At 66.8% G+C, this 14,322-nt stretch carries 16 protein-coding genes and 1 tRNA gene; 8 read left to right on the forward strand and 9 right to left on the reverse strand.

The window, feature by feature from the left end; all coding sequences use genetic code 11:
- Positions 1-42 precede the first annotated feature (42 nt).
- Both ACFSCV_RS08100 and ACFSCV_RS08105 read right to left on the reverse strand, forming a co-directional pair.
- Positions 43-2,235, reverse strand: coding sequence for a TonB-dependent siderophore receptor (locus ACFSCV_RS08100; protein WP_378798728.1), 2,193 nt, complete (start codon positions 2,233-2,235; stop codon positions 43-45).
- A gap of 556 nt (positions 2,236-2,791) precedes the next feature.
- On the reverse strand, positions 2,792-4,204 hold the full coding sequence (locus ACFSCV_RS08105; RefSeq protein ID WP_378798730.1) for an MFS transporter: 1,413 nt from the start codon (positions 4,202-4,204) through the stop codon (positions 2,792-2,794).
- Positions 4,205-4,406: 202 nt separating this feature from the next.
- Here ACFSCV_RS08105 and ACFSCV_RS08110 point away from each other — a divergent pair, with 202 nt between their 5' ends.
- Positions 4,407-5,153 carry a GntR family transcriptional regulator gene (locus ACFSCV_RS08110; RefSeq protein WP_378798732.1) on the forward strand — a complete coding sequence of 249 codons (747 nt, stop codon included), beginning with the start codon at positions 4,407-4,409 and terminating at the stop codon, positions 5,151-5,153.
- Between the two features lie 42 nt (positions 5,154-5,195).
- Here ACFSCV_RS08110 and panB read toward each other — a convergent pair whose 3' ends face one another.
- The 7 genes from panB to ACFSCV_RS08145 form a co-directional block, all read right to left on the reverse strand.
- Positions 5,196-6,035 (reverse strand): 3-methyl-2-oxobutanoate hydroxymethyltransferase, encoded by an 840-nt coding sequence (gene panB, locus ACFSCV_RS08115; protein WP_378798734.1) that lies wholly within the window; start codon positions 6,033-6,035, stop codon positions 5,196-5,198.
- Between the two features lie 168 nt (positions 6,036-6,203).
- Entirely contained in the window at positions 6,204-6,509 is a 306-nt protein-coding gene (locus tag ACFSCV_RS08120; RefSeq protein WP_378798736.1) for a DUF6166 domain-containing protein, read from the reverse strand.
- Complete coding sequence (locus ACFSCV_RS08125) at positions 6,506-6,724, reverse strand: hypothetical protein (protein WP_378798738.1); 219 nt, start codon at positions 6,722-6,724, stop codon at positions 6,506-6,508. Before ACFSCV_RS08125 ends, ACFSCV_RS08120 begins: the two co-directional genes overlap by 4 nt.
- Positions 6,725-6,751: 27 nt before the next feature.
- Positions 6,752-7,141: a hypothetical protein gene (locus ACFSCV_RS08130; protein ID WP_378798740.1), complete on the reverse strand. Its 390-nt coding sequence runs from the start codon at positions 7,139-7,141 to the stop codon at positions 6,752-6,754.
- Positions 7,142-7,195: 54 nt separating this feature from the next.
- The gene (locus ACFSCV_RS08135; protein ID WP_378798742.1) at positions 7,196-7,999 is read right to left on the reverse strand and encodes a sterol desaturase family protein; all 804 of its coding nucleotides are present in this window, start codon (positions 7,997-7,999) and stop codon (positions 7,196-7,198) included.
- Between the two features lie 609 nt (positions 8,000-8,608).
- Positions 8,609-8,700, reverse strand: a tRNA-Ser gene (locus ACFSCV_RS08140).
- Positions 8,701-8,937: 237 nt separating this feature from the next.
- Positions 8,938-9,204 carry an SEL1-like repeat protein gene (locus tag ACFSCV_RS08145; protein ID WP_378798743.1) on the reverse strand — a complete coding sequence of 89 codons (267 nt, stop codon included), beginning with the start codon at positions 9,202-9,204 and terminating at the stop codon, positions 8,938-8,940.
- A 359-nt stretch (positions 9,205-9,563) separates the two neighbouring features.
- Here ACFSCV_RS08145 and ACFSCV_RS08150 point away from each other — a divergent pair, with 359 nt between their 5' ends.
- From ACFSCV_RS08150 to infA, 7 genes are all read left to right on the forward strand, one after another.
- Positions 9,564-9,752, forward strand: coding sequence for a hypothetical protein (locus tag ACFSCV_RS08150; protein ID WP_378798745.1), 189 nt, complete (start codon positions 9,564-9,566; stop codon positions 9,750-9,752).
- Positions 9,753-9,860: 108 nt separating this feature from the next.
- Positions 9,861-11,150: a UDP-N-acetylglucosamine 1-carboxyvinyltransferase gene (gene murA / locus ACFSCV_RS08155; protein ID WP_378798747.1), complete on the forward strand. Its 1,290-nt coding sequence runs from the start codon at positions 9,861-9,863 to the stop codon at positions 11,148-11,150.
- Positions 11,151-11,241: 91 nt separating this feature from the next.
- Positions 11,242-11,685 carry a DUF2948 family protein gene (locus ACFSCV_RS08160; RefSeq protein ID WP_378798749.1) on the forward strand — a complete coding sequence of 148 codons (444 nt, stop codon included), beginning with the start codon at positions 11,242-11,244 and terminating at the stop codon, positions 11,683-11,685.
- Positions 11,686-11,689: 4 nt separating this feature from the next.
- On the forward strand, positions 11,690-12,979 hold the full coding sequence (gene hisD / locus ACFSCV_RS08165; RefSeq protein ID WP_378798751.1) for a histidinol dehydrogenase: 1,290 nt from the start codon (positions 11,690-11,692) through the stop codon (positions 12,977-12,979).
- Between the two features lie 14 nt (positions 12,980-12,993).
- A complete protein-coding gene (locus ACFSCV_RS08170) occupies positions 12,994-13,482 on the forward strand; it encodes a UPF0262 family protein (RefSeq protein ID WP_378798753.1) in 489 nt (162 codons plus the stop codon).
- Between the two features lie 54 nt (positions 13,483-13,536).
- On the forward strand, positions 13,537-13,953 hold the full coding sequence (locus ACFSCV_RS08175; protein WP_378798755.1) for an arsenate-mycothiol transferase ArsC: 417 nt from the start codon (positions 13,537-13,539) through the stop codon (positions 13,951-13,953).
- A gap of 141 nt (positions 13,954-14,094) precedes the next feature.
- A complete protein-coding gene (gene infA / locus ACFSCV_RS08180; protein WP_128777136.1) occupies positions 14,095-14,313 on the forward strand; it encodes a translation initiation factor IF-1 in 219 nt (72 codons plus the stop codon).
- The last annotated feature ends 9 nt before the right edge of the window (positions 14,314-14,322 follow it).

The following is a 14,322-nucleotide window of genomic DNA, read 5'->3' on the forward strand; positions in this document are numbered from 1 at the left end:
CGCCCGCCGCAAGAAAGGCGAGCGCCCTGCGGCGGCCCGCGTTCACCACTTGTAGGACACGGTGGCAAGTACGGTGCGAGGGGCGCCGTAGTCGCAGCCTTGGGCGGCAAGGGCGCAGGACAGCGTCTTCTTGTTGAGAAGGTTTTGCGCGTTAACCTGAGCGTAGAAGCCGGTCATCGACTGACTTATTTTTCCAAGATCAAGTTTTGCAACGGCATCTATGGTAACATATTCGGATATTTTCTTGCTTACGCCGGGCAGGTTGGTCTTTCCGAAGTAGCGCACGCCAGCGCCAACCTCGAGACCTCGACCACCGATCGAGGTGAAGTCGTAAAGCGCCCAAAGCGACGCTTGGTGCTTCGGCACGGTAGCCAGTTGCTCACCAACGAAAGTCGGATCTTCGTCCTTGATAGTCTTTGCATTAGTGTAGGAATAGGCTGCAGAGAGGCGCAGCGCGTCGATCTCCGACTTACCCTCGAACTCGAAGCCCTTGGAACGGATCAAGCCCGACTGGCGCAGTGCTCCAACGGGGCCCGTCACCACATTTTCCTGCTCGATCCGATAGATCGACGCCGTGAGCAACGTCTTGTTATCCGGCGAAGTCCACCTGACGCCGCCTTCGTACTGCTCGCCGGTGGTCGGCTTCAGCGGGTCCGGACTGGTGCGCTCGCTTGCGACCGCCGGCGCGAAGGACTCGCTATAGGACACGTAGGGCGCGAAGCCATAAGGCGCGAGATAGACCGCCCCGAAACGGAAGGTCGTCTTGTCGTCCTTCTGCGTCGGGTACTCGCCGAAGACGAGCGGGTCGTCATAATCGAGCCGGGTCTTGGCCCAGTCGTGCCGGACGCCGCCGACCACCACAAGTTTTTCGGCGATCTTCATCTGCTCCTGTAGGTAGATTCCCACCTGATCGATGCTCCGGTCGAAGCCACGCTTGAAAGCGTATGCCCCGTTCTCAGGTCCCTGCTCTTCGCCGGTTTCGACGTCAATCCATCCGCCGAAATTGTCCCGGAAGCGGCTGGTGTCATAATCCTGCCGGGCATAATCCACGCCAGCAACCGCCGTATGCTCAACCGGACCAGTTTTAAAATTAAACTGCAAATGATTGTCGGTCGTCCAAACCTTGGAATGTTCTTTTCGCTCGCTGCGTCCGCGGTATAGACGGTTCGGATTCGCAGCTTCTATAAACCCGCGGGACGTCAGATAGTCCCAATCGGACTTGGCCTCAAAATACCGTGCGCGAGAACTAAACGAGATGTTCTCGTTGAAGGCGTGATCAAAAATATACCCAATGGCGCCGGAGTTGATATTGTACCTGTCGAAATCCGTGTTGCCGATGAAGAAGTCGCGATCGATTTTGTTGCCGGCGGCGTTAGGGAACAGCGTGCTGACGGCGTCGAGCGGCGCGACGAAGCGGGTACGGATCTCCTGGTAATACGCCAGCACCGTCAGCGACGTGTCATCGCTCGGCTTCCAGGTCAGCGCCGGCGCGATGTAGCGCTTATCGTCAGGAACGTGGTCGATCCAGGTGTTCGCGTCGCGCACGAGGCCGGTGAGGCGGAAGGCCCAGTCGCTGCCCTCGCCGCCGATCGGGCCGGACACGTCGCCCGAAAACTGCTTGGTGTCGAAGCTGCCGCCTGTGAGGTTGATCTCGCCCTGCGGCGTGAAGGTCGGCCGCTTGGAGATCGAGTTGATTACGCCGCCCGGCGCGAGCTGGCCGTAAAGGATCGACGCCGGTCCCTTCAGTACCTCCACGCGCTCGAGGCCGTAGACCTCCTGCGAGCCGTCATAGACGTTGGCCTGCAGTTTCATGCCGTCGCGGAGCTGGCCGAGATTGCCGTTCTCGGAGGAGAAGCCGCGAATGTCGAATTCGTCGAGATAGAGCGACCGCCCGCCTGAGAAAGAGGCCACGCCCGGCGTGTAGGCGAGCACCTCCTGCAGCGTGGTCGCGCCGCGGTCCTCGAACTCGTCGCGGGTCACGATCGAGATCGACTGCGGCGTCTCGACCAGCGGGGTGTCGGTCTTGGAGCCGGTCGCGCTGCGCGAGGCGACGTAGCCGTCGACAGGGCCCTCAGCCGTTTCGACCCCGCCGCCGCGGCCCTCGACATGGATTTCCTGGAGCTCGGTTGCGTCTTGCGCCAGCGCGTCCTGCCTCTCGGCCGCCACGCACAGCGCCGCCAGCGAAGCGCCCAACCATAGATTGATAGATCGCCGACGCTTAAACCACGATGTCATTCCAGTTTCCCCGAGCGCGTCGGATCGGCCTGCGATCCGTCCCTCGGGAGGAGGAGCGTATTTCTCAAGAATCCTCAAATCTTTTGTTGGATTGATTGCCGAAAATTTTGAGATCGTTTCCGGGCTGCCACACGAGATGGACGCATCGTACCCATTCTGAGGGGTGAAATACTGAAATTATACTTATTCTAATTTAATGCGGGGCGCGTTGCGGTTCTATGTCGAGATCTGCGGGTCGGGGCTCTCGCGCCACAAGCCACCTCGACCAACGTCGCGGCTTGCGGGCGTTGTGATAGCCACCTGAGGCCCTGAGCCGAAGGCGACGCGAACGACTCATTACGAGCGCCGTCGCCGGGACCTTCAGCACGTCCGTCGCAACGTCCGATCGACGCGCTTGAGGGTCATGACCGATAGGAGGCATGGTACGCTGCGCCAGCGCGGCGATGCCTGCGGTCATCGCCGCCTCTCGTCGGTCCGTGCGGGGATCGTTTCGCTGCGTCGGACGGCGCTGTCCCTGCACATGCCGCGCCCGACGACGCCGGGCGCCCAGGACCAGTCAGCCGGAGATTTCCTCGAGCGACTTTCCCTTGGTCTCGACGCCGAGCGTCAACACCGCGATCGCGGCGATCACGAAGGAGCCGGCCCCGAGCGCAAACACGCCGGCCGAGCCAAGCGTCGGCAAGACCACCCCGATGACCGATGGTCCAATCAGCGAGCCGATGCGGCCCACCGCCGAGGCGCACCCCGCGCCGGTCGCTCGCGCGCGCGTCGGGTAGAGTTCCGGGGTGTAGGCGTAAAGCGTCGACCACATGCCGAACAGGAAGAACTGCATGATGAGGCCGAACACGATCAACATAGCGAATGACGGCGCGTTGCCATAGGCGAAGGCCGCGACCGCAGAGCCGATCAGCATGAGCGCGCACGTGCCCTTGCGCCCCCAGGCGTCGACCAGCCAGGCCGCGGTGATGAAGCCCGGAATGCCCGCCAGCGCGATCAGCACGACGTATTCGGTCGACTTGGTGTTGGTGAACCCCTGCGCCTGCAGCAGCGCGCCGAGCCAAGTGGTGAGACCGTAGAAGCCGAGCAGCGCGAAGAACCAGACCAGCCAGATCATCACGGTGCGGCTGGCGTATTCGCCCGTCCAGAGCTCCATGAACGAGAACCGGCGCTGACCGCGCGTTATGGCCGCGACCGGCTTCGGCTCGCCGAGGCTGGCCCCGGCCGGCAGACGCGCCGCCACCTTGCGCTCGATGTGCGACATGACCCTCTCGGCCTCGTCCACGCGGCCCCGGTCGGCCAGCCAACGCGGGCTCTCCGGCACGAAGAAGCGCACGACGAACAGGAACAGCGCCGGGACCGCCTGGCACAGGAACATCTCGCGCCAGGTGAAATGCGTGAGGAAGAACCAGCTGAGCAGGCCCGCCGCGATGAAGCCGATCGGCCAGAACCCCTCGAGGATCGCGAGGTAGCGGCCGCGCTTCGCCGTCGGAACGAATTCCGACACGATCGCAAGGGCGACGGGGAATTCCATGCCCATGCCGAAACCGAGCAGCAGACGGGCGTAGCCGAGCGTCGTGGGATCGGGCGCGAAATAGCACCACAGGCTGCCGGCGCCCCAGAAGATCATCGAGATCTGGAACACGAGCTTGCGGCCGATGCGGTCGGCCGCCATTCCGGAGACCGCGGCGCCGAGGAACATGCCGAGGAAGCTCATCGACGACAGGAAGCCGGCCTGCGCGGTCGAGAGGTTGAATTCGGCCTTGATCGAACCGAGCAGGAAGGTCAGCGAGCCGAGGTCGATCGAATCGAAGAACCAGGCGGTCGCGATGATCGCGAAGATCATCTTCTGGTAGCCGGTCATCGGCAGGCGGTCGAGCCGCGCCGCGATCATCACGTCGCTTGCCGTCGTGGCCGACGACGCTCCGGCAGGCGCGGCGGCGCCTCCCGCTGGCAGCGAGATATCCGTCATGGCCGCATCCTCCCCGGTTGCGTGGCTTAAAGCCTCGGGCCCTTTGGGCCTCTTACCCCCGGACGCTATTTCCGAAAGATCAGAGATGCAACTGATATATTAGTAGTCTTCCAGTCTGCCGCGCTTCTCTTTTGGAGCTGTTGGCGGCGTGCTAAGCCAACCGTCACGGACGAACAAACCGTCGCGAGGAAGCCGGGAAGCCATGAGCGTGACGAAGGTGCGATCGCGTCCGGCGGCCAAGCGTCCAGCTGCCACGCGTCCGGCGGTCGAGCGTCCCGCCGCAGAGCGCCCCGCGCCCGCGCAGCCTGTGGACGGCGGGACGCTGACCGACCGGGCCTATGTGATCTTGGAAGAGCTCATCAGCACCCTGCAGCTTCCGCCCGGCGTCTTCCTGAGCGAGATGGCGCTCGCGCAAAGACTCGGCTTCGGCAGGACCCCGATCCGCGAGGCCCTTCAGCGGCTCGCCCGCGACGGGTTGGTGATCGTCGCTCCCCGCCGCGGCATTCTGGTTTCGGAGGTGAACCTGAAGTCGCAGCTGCGCCTGCTGGAGACGAGGCGGGTGCTCGAATCCTTGCTGGCGCGGCTTTCGGCCGAACGGTCGGACGCCGGCGAGAGGGCGCGTTTCGCGGCGATCGCGCAGGGCATGCGCTCCGCCGCCGCGGCCGCCGACGACCTCGCCTTCATGCGGCTCGACCGCGAGTTTAACGACCTGGTCTCGGCGACGGCCCGCAACGAGTTCGCGGCGCGCGCGATCTCCAACATGACCGCCCTGTCGCGGCGCTTCTGGTACCAGCACTATAAGGAAGTCGGCGACCTCGGGCTTTCTGCGCGGCTGCACGCCGAGGTCGCCGAGGCGATCGCGGCGCGCGACGGCGCGGCCGCAGCCGCGGGATCCGACCGGTTGATGGACTACATCGAGAGCTTCGCCAGGAAGACGCTCGACGTGTGACGTCGCCTGGTCTCGGATCGGAGCTTGGCCAGAAGGGCCGCCTCAGACCTGCCGGCGGTTCTCGACCATGGCGGAGAACTTCTCGTATTCCGCCTCGTTGATCCCGTACGAATGGTCGTCGTCGGGAAACGCGCCGGTCTTGACCTCGCGCACATACTCTTTGATCCCCGCCACCGCGATCTCGGTGAGCCTTGCGTAGCGCTTGGTAAATTTGGGCTTGAAGTCGGTGAAGACCCCGAGCAGATCGTGGCAGAGCAGGATCTGGCCGTCCGTGCCGACCCCGGCCCCAATGCCGATCGTCGGGATCGTCAACTGCTCGGAGATGAGCTTGGCGATCGGCGCCGGCACCGCCTCGAACTCCAGCATGAAGCAGCCGGCGTCTTCGATCGCGAGCGCGTCCTCGAGGATCTTGAAGGCCGCGTCCGCGGTCTTCCCCTGGATCTTGAAGCCGCCGAAGGTCGCGACCGTGTGCGGCGTCAGGCCGATATGGGATGCGGTCGGGATTCCCGCATCCACCAGCGCCTTCAGGATCTGCGCCTGGCTTTTGCCGCCCTGCGGCTTCACGGCGTCGGTGAGCGCGTCCTGCATGAAGCGCGTGGCGTTTACGAGCGCCCGGTCGATCGTGTTGTAGCTCTGGTAGGGCATGCAGCCGAGCGTGAACGTATCGGGCGCCCCGCGGCGGATCGCCTGCGCGTGCATCACCATCATGTCCATCGTGGCGGGCACGGTGTTGGCGTGGCCATGGGCGATCATCGCCAGGCTGTCGCCAACCACCGCGACGTCGACGCCCGCCATCTCGGCCCATTTCGCGGAGGTGTAGTCCGGCACCGACATGTAGACCATCTTCTCGCGGGTGGTCTTGGAAGCGCGGATCTGCGTCACTGTGCGCTTCTCGCGCTTTTCTGAAGACGAGGCTTCGATCATGTCGGCTGCTTTCGGGAGGAACCGTCGCATGAGGCGAATGAACGCCGACTCGTTTCGCGGCGGCGGCGGCTCGCCGATAGGAGGACGAGCCTCTTCGGCGGAACCGGCGGCGCGCGACAGAGGCGGCTAGGCGGCCGCGGCGTCGTAGGTCGACACGACTCCGTCGATGTCGGCGGTCGACATCTCCCACTCGTTCTGGAAGTTCGCCACAACGTCCCGCATGAAACGCTCCGTCAGGGCCTCGGCCCGTTTCCAGTCGCCGAAATGATCCGTCAGGATCGCGAAGGCGAGCTGCCGCGGGGCCGGCCCCTCGTAGCTCCATTCGAAGTCGGCGCCGGCGTAGTCCTTGAGGTCGTCGCGCGGCTGGAGCGGTTCGCCGTCCACGGTCACCAGGATGCCGTCGATGGTGCGGTCGCCGATATAGGTCTTCATCGCGCGCGCCCCGCCGCGTCCCGGCCTCTCGGCGTGTTGTCGGCCTTGGACCGCATGACCTCGGGGAAGATCCACAAGCTCACGCCCGTAAACGGGCCCAGGAACATCAGGGCAAGCTGAGGCCCGGTCTTTCCGAGGTGCCCCATGTAGAACCAGCCCGCGGCAGCGGCGAGCAGCACCACGATCGTAAGCCCCATCTTCACCGGAAACGGCATCGTCCTCTCCCTCATTCTTGTGGGCTGTCAGGCGGAGTAGACGCCGCCGACGATGTGCAAGGCCGCAATCGCGAGGACCGTGCCAGCGAGCAGAATCGCAAGTCCCGCCGCGCCGTCGCGCCAGCGCGCCGGCCAGAGGTTGAAGATCCCCGGCGCGAACAGCAGCGCGAGCCCCGCCACGATCACGATGCTGGTCCAGCGAAGCTCGGCCGCCGCGTAGATCCCGCTTCCAACGGCGAGCGTGACGAACGCCGCCGCGTTGACGATCGCGAGCGGGACGCCGGCCGGATGGACCTTGAGATCGTCGCGGGTGGACAGCGGAAACGCCCCGGCCAGCACATAGAAGCCCAGCCCCGCGACGCTCGCGAACAGCGCAAACCATGCCAGCGCAAAGATGTTCGGTTCGATCGTATCCATTGTGCTCCACGTCCTCGCTACGGCGGACCGGCGCGACCGTCGCGCCGGTCGACCTCATTCGGCGGGCTGGGCGTAAGCGTCTGGCTTGGCGGTTCCCGGAGCCCGCGGCGTCCGCGCGGTCTTCCGCATGTCCGTCTTCACGTGCTTGGTCGAGTAGCCGTTGAACAGCGTCCCGATCAGGCCTCGGTTGAGATCGGAGGTGCCGAACAGCCAGTCCATGATCGGAAAGGTCAGGTTCATGTTGCGCTCCATCATGATCGACTGGTCGTGATGGGCGGTGTGGTGCCGACGATTGGTGTTGATGAACGGCATGTTTCTCACGAACCAGTTGTCGTCGACGTGGCAGCAGAAATGCATGAACTCGTAGATCATGTAGATCGAGGTCGTGGTGGTGATGAACAGCCAGCCGACATTGGCGGAGAACAGCCAGCCGAGCAGGATGGCGCCGGGGATCGACATCAGCGTGAAGGCCGCGAGCGCGTAGGGCGGAAAGAATGTGACGCGGTAGTCGCGGTGGTCGGCGAACCGCATCTCCTTCTCGGTGAAGAACTGATGATGCTGTAGCGTGTGGCGATTGTAGACCGCGCGCGCCACCGGATTCTTTGACGGCCGGTGCATGACGTAGCGGTGGATCCACCACTCGACGAAATTGCAGAACAGGAAGGTGACCGGAACGGTCGCAAGCTCCGCCCACGTCGGAGCTTCGAGGTTCGACAGGTAGATGTAGAGCGCCGTGAAGCCGATCACGTAGATGATCGCGATGTGCAGCAGGCCATTGTACCAGCCCGCCACGCGCTGTCGGTAATTCGCCCGGTAGGCGCGCTGCCGTTCGGACATGGTTGTCTGGGCGAGTTCCATGCTCTCCTCCTCCTCAGGCGCTCGGCCGCCGGCCACGTGGCCGAGGACTGATATATCACTCGCGTATCAGGAAAGCTAGGACGGCGGAGCTGTGGGGGGCGGGCGATCTAGTTGGGGGGGTAAGGGCGCTGGGCGGCGTGCTTGCTCGCCCGTCCGCAGGTCGCGGGAGCGAGGCCCGATTCAAGTGGACCCGCTCGCGCAGCCGCCCCTCCGAACGAAGGTCGAAGCAGCAGCCGGCCAGCAGCATTCCGGGTTGCCGGCGTGGAGCTCGTCACCTGCGAGGGCCTGGAGTTCGATGGCGCGACCCTCATGCAGGGGGAAGGCGTAATCCACGTCCGTCTTCGCAGCGCCGAGCGCTACGACGTCTACCTCCGCGGCGTCGCAGAGCTCACGCGCCTCAACGCAAGCCTGTAGGAACCAGCCCGCTTGCATTGCGTGCAGGCGACTCGACAGATCGCCCTAGGGAAGGCCGTCAACCGCATAGGCGGCAGGATAGGAACAGAAGCGGAGCATGTAAGGGCGCAACTCCCAAGGGCGGCTCCCAACTCCTACTTCCAAAATCGTTGCGACCCTTCGGATAACGTATTGATTTTATTTAATAAAATAAGGTGGCGGAGACGGAGGGATTCGAACCCTCGAGACCCGTTTCCAGGTCTGCTCATTTAGCAAACGAGTGCCTTCAGCCTCTCGGCCACGTCTCCGGCGCAGCGAGGGGTACGCGAAGCGCGGGCCGGGGTCAACGGCCGCGAGCGGCGTGGGAAGCGCCTCGCAGGGCAGGGGGCGTTCATGGCGCCGGGCGGCGTCCGCGCCGGCGCGCCACGGCGGCCGCGAGCGGCGTTCGTTGGAGCGTCCGTCGAGCGCCTTGGGACGGGCAACGGGCGGGGCTTCGGCCTTGTCCGAGTGCGAGCCGGGCCGCTGTGAAGGGCGGGGCGGCCGCGTCAGGCGAGGCCGAGCCAGCGGCGGGCGGCGCGCTGCGCCTCCGCGATCTCGTCCGCCGCCATCTCGAGCGCCAGCTCCTTGCGCAGCCGGGCGGCCTCGGCGACGCCCTCGCGGGCGGCGAGATTGAACCACTTGTGCGCCGCCACCCGGTCGACCGGGACGGAACGGCCGACGGCGTACATCAGCCCGAGCTGGAACAGCACCGTGCCGGTCGCCGCCGCGCCCATCGCGCCACAGTCGATCGAAGACATCTCGTAACGCGCCATCGGACCTGATCCTTCGTCCTTCCGTCCGCCCGGTTCTTGCGCCGCCGGCGGTCGAATACTTGGTGGGGGAGCGATCCCCCGGTTCGAAGAGCAGTCTGGGTGCAGACCTATACGATGCGATTAAAAGTCGACGTAAATCCAAGTTAAATGAAATTCAAACGAGACGTAAATTCGAGCTTTCTTCACCATCGGAATCTCTGGCGTTCTTGGGGCGGCGCGCGCGGGCGCCGAAGACGCGGAGCACGGCCGTTCACCCGCCGGCAACCATGCCGCGCGAAGGCGCTTGCACGGGGCTCGCGGGAGGCGTCCGGCGGCGAGGCCCGCCGCCGCGCGCCGATCTGCTGTAATCTTGGGCTCTGATGAGCTCCGATTCGCCCAAGCCGCCCGCCGCGCCCGGCCGCGGACCCGACGCCGAACGCCGCGAGGCCGAGCGGCGCGAGCGCGCGGCCGCGGCGCTGCGCGCGAATCTCAAGAAGCGCAAGGCGCAGGCGCGCGGCCGCAAGGAGGCGGCGGCGTCGCGGGAGGAGGGCGGCGGAGACGGCGGCTGACCGCGCCGGCGCCGCCGTTTGTGCGGGCGCGGCGCTTGCGCTAGACCCACGCTTTCGCGCGGCCGTCCCCCGTTTCCGCGTCCGCGTCCAGACTGTCGAGGAGGTCCGATGGACCGCATCCGCATCACGGGCGGTCCCCCGCTCGTCGGCCGCATACCGATCTCGGGCGCGAAGAACGCGGCGCTGCCGCTGATGATCGCGAGCCTCCTAACGGACGAGACCCTGATCCTCGACAACGTCCCGCGTCTCGCCGACGTCGCGCTGCTGAAGCGCATCCTCGGCAACCACGGCGTCGAGGTGACGGTGGAGGGCAAGCGCGCCGGCCAGGACGAGTTCCTCGGCGAGACCGTGCGCCTCACCGCGCGCGAGATCGTCGACACCACCGCTCCCTATGATCTCGTGTCCAAGATGCGGGCGAGCTTCTGGGTCATCGGCCCGCTGCTGGCGCGCATGGGCGAGGCCACGGTGTCGCTGCCGGGCGGCTGCGCCATCGGCACGCGGCCGGTCGATTTCTTCCTTACCGGACTGAAGGCGCTCGGGGTCGAGCTCGAGATCGACCGCGGCTACGTCATCGCGAAGGCCCCCGGCGGGCTCCGTGGCGGGCGGGTCACGTTCCCGAAGGTCTCGGTCGGCGCCACCCACACCATCCTGATGGCGGCGGCGCTCGCGCGCGGCGAGACCGTGATCGAGAACGCCGCCCGCGAGCCCGAGATCGTCGATCTCGCCGACTGCCTCATCAAGATGGGGGCGAAGATCGAGGGCGCGGGAACCTCCACCATCGTGGTCTCAGGCGTCGAGCGCTTGCACGGCGCGCGGCACAGCGTGCTGCCGGACCGGATCGAGACCGGCACCTACGCCATCGCCGTCGCCATGGCCGGCGGCGACGTGGTGCTGGAGGGCGCGCGGCGCGACCTGCTCGACGCCGCCTTCGACGTGCTGGTCGAGGCCGGCGCCGAGATCACCCAGCTCAACGACGGCGTGCGCGTCGCCCGCAACGGCCACGGGATCGGCCCGGTCAACGTGACGACCGCGCCCTATCCCGGCTTCCCGACCGACCTGCAGGCCCAGCTCATGGCGCTGACGGCGCGCGCCCGGGGCTCCTCGACCATCACCGAGACGATCTTCGAGAACCGCTTCATGCACGTGCAGGAGCTGGCGCGTCTCGGCGCCCGCATCCAGCTCGACGGCGACACCGCCGTGATCGAGGGCGTCGACCGGCTGAAGGGCGCGCCGGTGATGGCGACTGACCTGCGCGCGTCGGTCTCGCTGGTGATCGCGGGCCTGGTCGCGGAAGGCGAAACGATGGTCAACCGCGTCTACCATCTCGACCGCGGGTTCGAGCGGCTGGAGGCCAAGCTCTCCCGCTGCGGCGCCTCGATCGAGCGCGTCTCGGGCTGACGGCGGCGAACGGGGCCTCGCGCGGCCGGTTGCCGTAGCGGCCGCCGGCCGCTACCTGTGCGCATCAGCCCGCCGTGACGCCGCAAGAGCCATGACAGACCCCGACGCCGACGCTCCGCTCAAGCTCCTCGCCCTCGACGACGAGGATCTCGCCGTGCTGTCGGCGCATCTGCAGGACTTCGTGCTCAAGGTCGGCGACATCGTCTATCTGCCGCGCGAGCGGCGGCTGGCCTTCGTCGGCAACCGCGTCGACCGGCGCGCGCCCGGCGAGGTGCGCCGCCGGCGGACCGCCGCGCATTTCGACCGCGTCACCGCCGTGCGCGCGCGCGGCGTCGACCGTTCGCAGCCGGACGCGGTGCTGAACCTGCTTGCGATCGGCTTCACGGCGTCGGACGAGCCGTCGGGGGTGATCGAGTTCGTTTTCTCGGGCGGCGCGAGCCTCCAGCTCGACGTCGAGTGCGTCGAAGCCCAGGCCGCCGATCTCGGCCCGGTCTGGGCGGCCTCGGCCGAGCCCGCCCACGACACCGGGGCCTGACGCCATGGCGATCCGACTTTCCACGCGCGACGCCGACTTCGCCGAACGCTTCGACGCGCTGCTCGCGGCGAAGCGCGAGGTGGCGGAAGACGTCGACGCCGCCGTCGCCGCCATTCTCGAGGACGTCCGCGTCCGCGGCGACGCGGCGCTCGTGGACCATTCCCGGCGCTTCGACCGGATCGACCTCGAAAAGACCGGCATCCGCGTCACGGCGGAGGAGATCGACGCCGCCGAAGGCGCCTGCGATCCCGAGACGCTGAAGGCGCTCGCCTTCGCGCGCGACCGAATCGAGGCGCATCACCGCCGCCAGATGCCGGCGAACGAGACCTATCACGACCCGATCGGCGTGCAGCTCGGGCATCGTTGGACCGCGGTCGACAGCGTCGGCCTCTATGTTCCCGGCGGCACCGCGGCCTATCCGTCCTCGGTGCTGATGAACGCCGCCCCCGCCAAGGTCGCGGGCGTCGGCCGCGTCGCCATGGTGGTGCCTTCGCCGGACGGGAAGCTGTCGCCGCTGGTGCTCGCCGCGGCGAAGCTCGCGGGCGTCGACGAGGTGTTCCGCATCGGCGGCGCGCAGGCGATCGGCGCGCTCGCCTACGGCACCGCCACGGTCCGCCCGGTCGCGAAGATCGTCGGCCCCGGCAACGCCTTCGTCGCCGCGGCCAAGCGGCGGGTGTTCGGGACCGTCGGCATCGACATGATCGCGGGACCGTCCGAGGTGCTGGTGATCGCCGACCACACCGGCAATCCCGACTGGATCGCGGCCGACCTGCTGGCCCAGGCCGAGCATGACGTCGCGGCGCAGTCCCTGCTGATCACCAGCGACGCGAGCCTCGGCGACGCGGTCGAGGCCGCGGTCGAGCGCCAGCTCGCTGTTTTGCCCCGGCGCGAGATCGCGAGCGCGAGCTGGCGCGACTTCGGCGCGATCATCGTCGTCGACGACATCGCGGACGCGCCCGCGCTCGCCGACCGCATCGCGGCCGAGCATCTCGAGATCATCGCCGAGGACGCCGACGGCCTCAGCGAGCGGGTGCGCCACGCCGGCGCGATCTTCCTCGGGCCGCACACCCCCGAGGCGATCGGCGACTATGTCGGCGGCTCCAACCATGTGCTGCCGACCGCGCGCACCGCGCGCTTCGCCTCCGGTCTCGGAGTGCTTGATTTCCTGAAGCGGACGTCGATCCTGCGCTGCGGCCCGGAACAGCTCCGGGCGCTGGGCGAGGCGGCCATGCGGCTCGGGGAGGCCGAAGGCCTGCACGGCCATGCGCGCTCGGTCGCGATCCGTATGAACTAGGACCGAAAGCGGCGATGACCGACGCGGCTCCCGACGCCAACCGCAAGCTCGTTTCGGTGACGCTCGACGAGGCGTCGATCGGCCGGGCGGCGCCGGAGATCGAGCACGAGCGGCAGGTCGCGATCTACGATCTCGTCACCGACAACGTGTTCGCGCCGGCGGGCGCCGAGAACGGGCCTTTCACGTTGCGGATCGGCCTGATCGACCGCAAGCTCGCGCTCAACGTGGGAACGGCGGGCGGCGACGACGTGGTGACGCATTTTCTCTCGCTGACGCCGTTCCTGAAGATCCTCAAGGATTACTTCCTGATCTGCGAGAGCTACTACGCCGCGATCCGCACCTCGAGCCCGAGCCAGATCGAGGCTATCGACATGGGACGGCGCGGGCTGCACGATGAGGGCGCGCAGGTGCTCGTCGAGCGGCTCGCCGGCAAGATCGAGACCGACCACAACACCGCCCGGCGCCTGTTCACGCTGATCGCCGCCCTCAGCTGGAAGGGTTGACGTTCCGTGGCCGAAGGCGGGCCTGAGGCGGGGCGCCCCCAGTCGGTGCTCTTCATGTGCGGGCAGAACGTCATCCGCTCGGTGATGGCCGAGGTGCTGGCCAAGCATTACTTCGGCCGTTCGCTCTACGTCGCCTCCGCCGGCGTCCGACCTGGCGAGAACGATCCCTTCGTCGAGGCGGCGCTGGACGAACTCGGCCTGACGATTGGCAAGCACAGGCCGCATTCGCTCGAAGATCTCGAAGACCTGAACTTCGATCTGATCGTGACGCTGGCGCCGGAGGCCCACCACGCCGCGCTGGACCTCACCGCGCGCTATCCCGTCGAGGTCGAATACTGGCCGACCATGGACCCGACGCTCGCCGCCGGCGGGTCGCGCGAGCAGACCCTCAACGCCTACCGTGCGGTGCGCGACACGCTCGTCGACCGCGTCCGCGACCGTTTCCGCTACGCGGCCAAGGCGCGGGTGTGAGGCGGGCTCCGCTTCACGGGCTTGCGTCTGCCGAGTTGTGGAACCATCTGGATTCCGGTATCACCCCGTCTCCCTATCGTATTCACTGCGACCGACCACCGCATCGTGCGGCGTTTCGGCCGTACGCACCGCCGAGAGCACATGTCGAAAGAAGAGCTGCTCGAATTCCCGGGAACCGTGATCGAGCTCCTGCCGAACGCGACCTTCCGGGTGAAGCTCGAGAACGACCACGAGATCATCGCCCACACCGCCGGCCGCATGCGCAAGAACCGCATCCGAGTCCTCGCAGGCGACAAAATCCTGGTCGAGATGACGCCCTACGACCTGACCAAGGGTCGCATCACGTACCGCTTCAAGTGAGCGGAGCGG

The organism is Methylopila henanensis (genome assembly GCF_042681025.1).
In the GTDB taxonomy this organism is placed as follows: Bacteria; Pseudomonadota; Alphaproteobacteria; order Rhizobiales; family Methylopilaceae; genus Methylopila; species Methylopila henanensis.

Excerpts from the sequence above, each read along its gene's own strand:
- ACFSCV_RS08160 (WP_378798749.1), top strand. The coding sequence starts at position 11,242 with ATGACAGACCCCGACGCCGACGCTCCGCTCAAGCTCCTCGCCCTCGAC.
- murA (WP_378798747.1), top strand. The coding sequence starts at position 9,861 with ATGGACCGCATCCGCATCACGGGCGGTCCCCCGCTCGTCGGCCGCATA.
- ACFSCV_RS08120 (WP_378798736.1), bottom strand. The coding sequence starts at position 6,509 with ATGAAGACCTATATCGGCGACCGCACCATCGACGGCATCCTGGTGACC.
- hisD (WP_378798751.1), top strand. The coding sequence starts at position 11,690 with ATGGCGATCCGACTTTCCACGCGCGACGCCGACTTCGCCGAACGCTTC.
- ACFSCV_RS08145 (WP_378798743.1), bottom strand. The coding sequence starts at position 9,204 with ATGGCGCGTTACGAGATGTCTTCGATCGACTGTGGCGCGATGGGCGCG.
- ACFSCV_RS08135 (WP_378798742.1), bottom strand. The coding sequence starts at position 7,999 with ATGGAACTCGCCCAGACAACCATGTCCGAACGGCAGCGCGCCTACCGG.
- ACFSCV_RS08105 (WP_378798730.1), bottom strand. The coding sequence starts at position 4,204 with ATGACGGATATCTCGCTGCCAGCGGGAGGCGCCGCCGCGCCTGCCGGA.
- ACFSCV_RS08150 (WP_378798745.1), top strand. The coding sequence starts at position 9,564 with ATGAGCTCCGATTCGCCCAAGCCGCCCGCCGCGCCCGGCCGCGGACCC.
- ACFSCV_RS08175 (WP_378798755.1), top strand. The coding sequence starts at position 13,537 with ATGTGCGGGCAGAACGTCATCCGCTCGGTGATGGCCGAGGTGCTGGCC.
- ACFSCV_RS08125 (WP_378798738.1), bottom strand. The coding sequence starts at position 6,724 with ATGCCGTTTCCGGTGAAGATGGGGCTTACGATCGTGGTGCTGCTCGCC.
- ACFSCV_RS08130 (WP_378798740.1), bottom strand. The coding sequence starts at position 7,141 with ATGGATACGATCGAACCGAACATCTTTGCGCTGGCATGGTTTGCGCTG.
- ACFSCV_RS08100 (WP_378798728.1), bottom strand. The coding sequence starts at position 2,235 with ATGACATCGTGGTTTAAGCGTCGGCGATCTATCAATCTATGGTTGGGC.
- ACFSCV_RS08110 (WP_378798732.1), top strand. The coding sequence starts at position 4,407 with ATGAGCGTGACGAAGGTGCGATCGCGTCCGGCGGCCAAGCGTCCAGCT.
- ACFSCV_RS08170 (WP_378798753.1), top strand. The coding sequence starts at position 12,994 with ATGACCGACGCGGCTCCCGACGCCAACCGCAAGCTCGTTTCGGTGACG.
- infA (WP_128777136.1), top strand. The coding sequence starts at position 14,095 with ATGTCGAAAGAAGAGCTGCTCGAATTCCCGGGAACCGTGATCGAGCTC.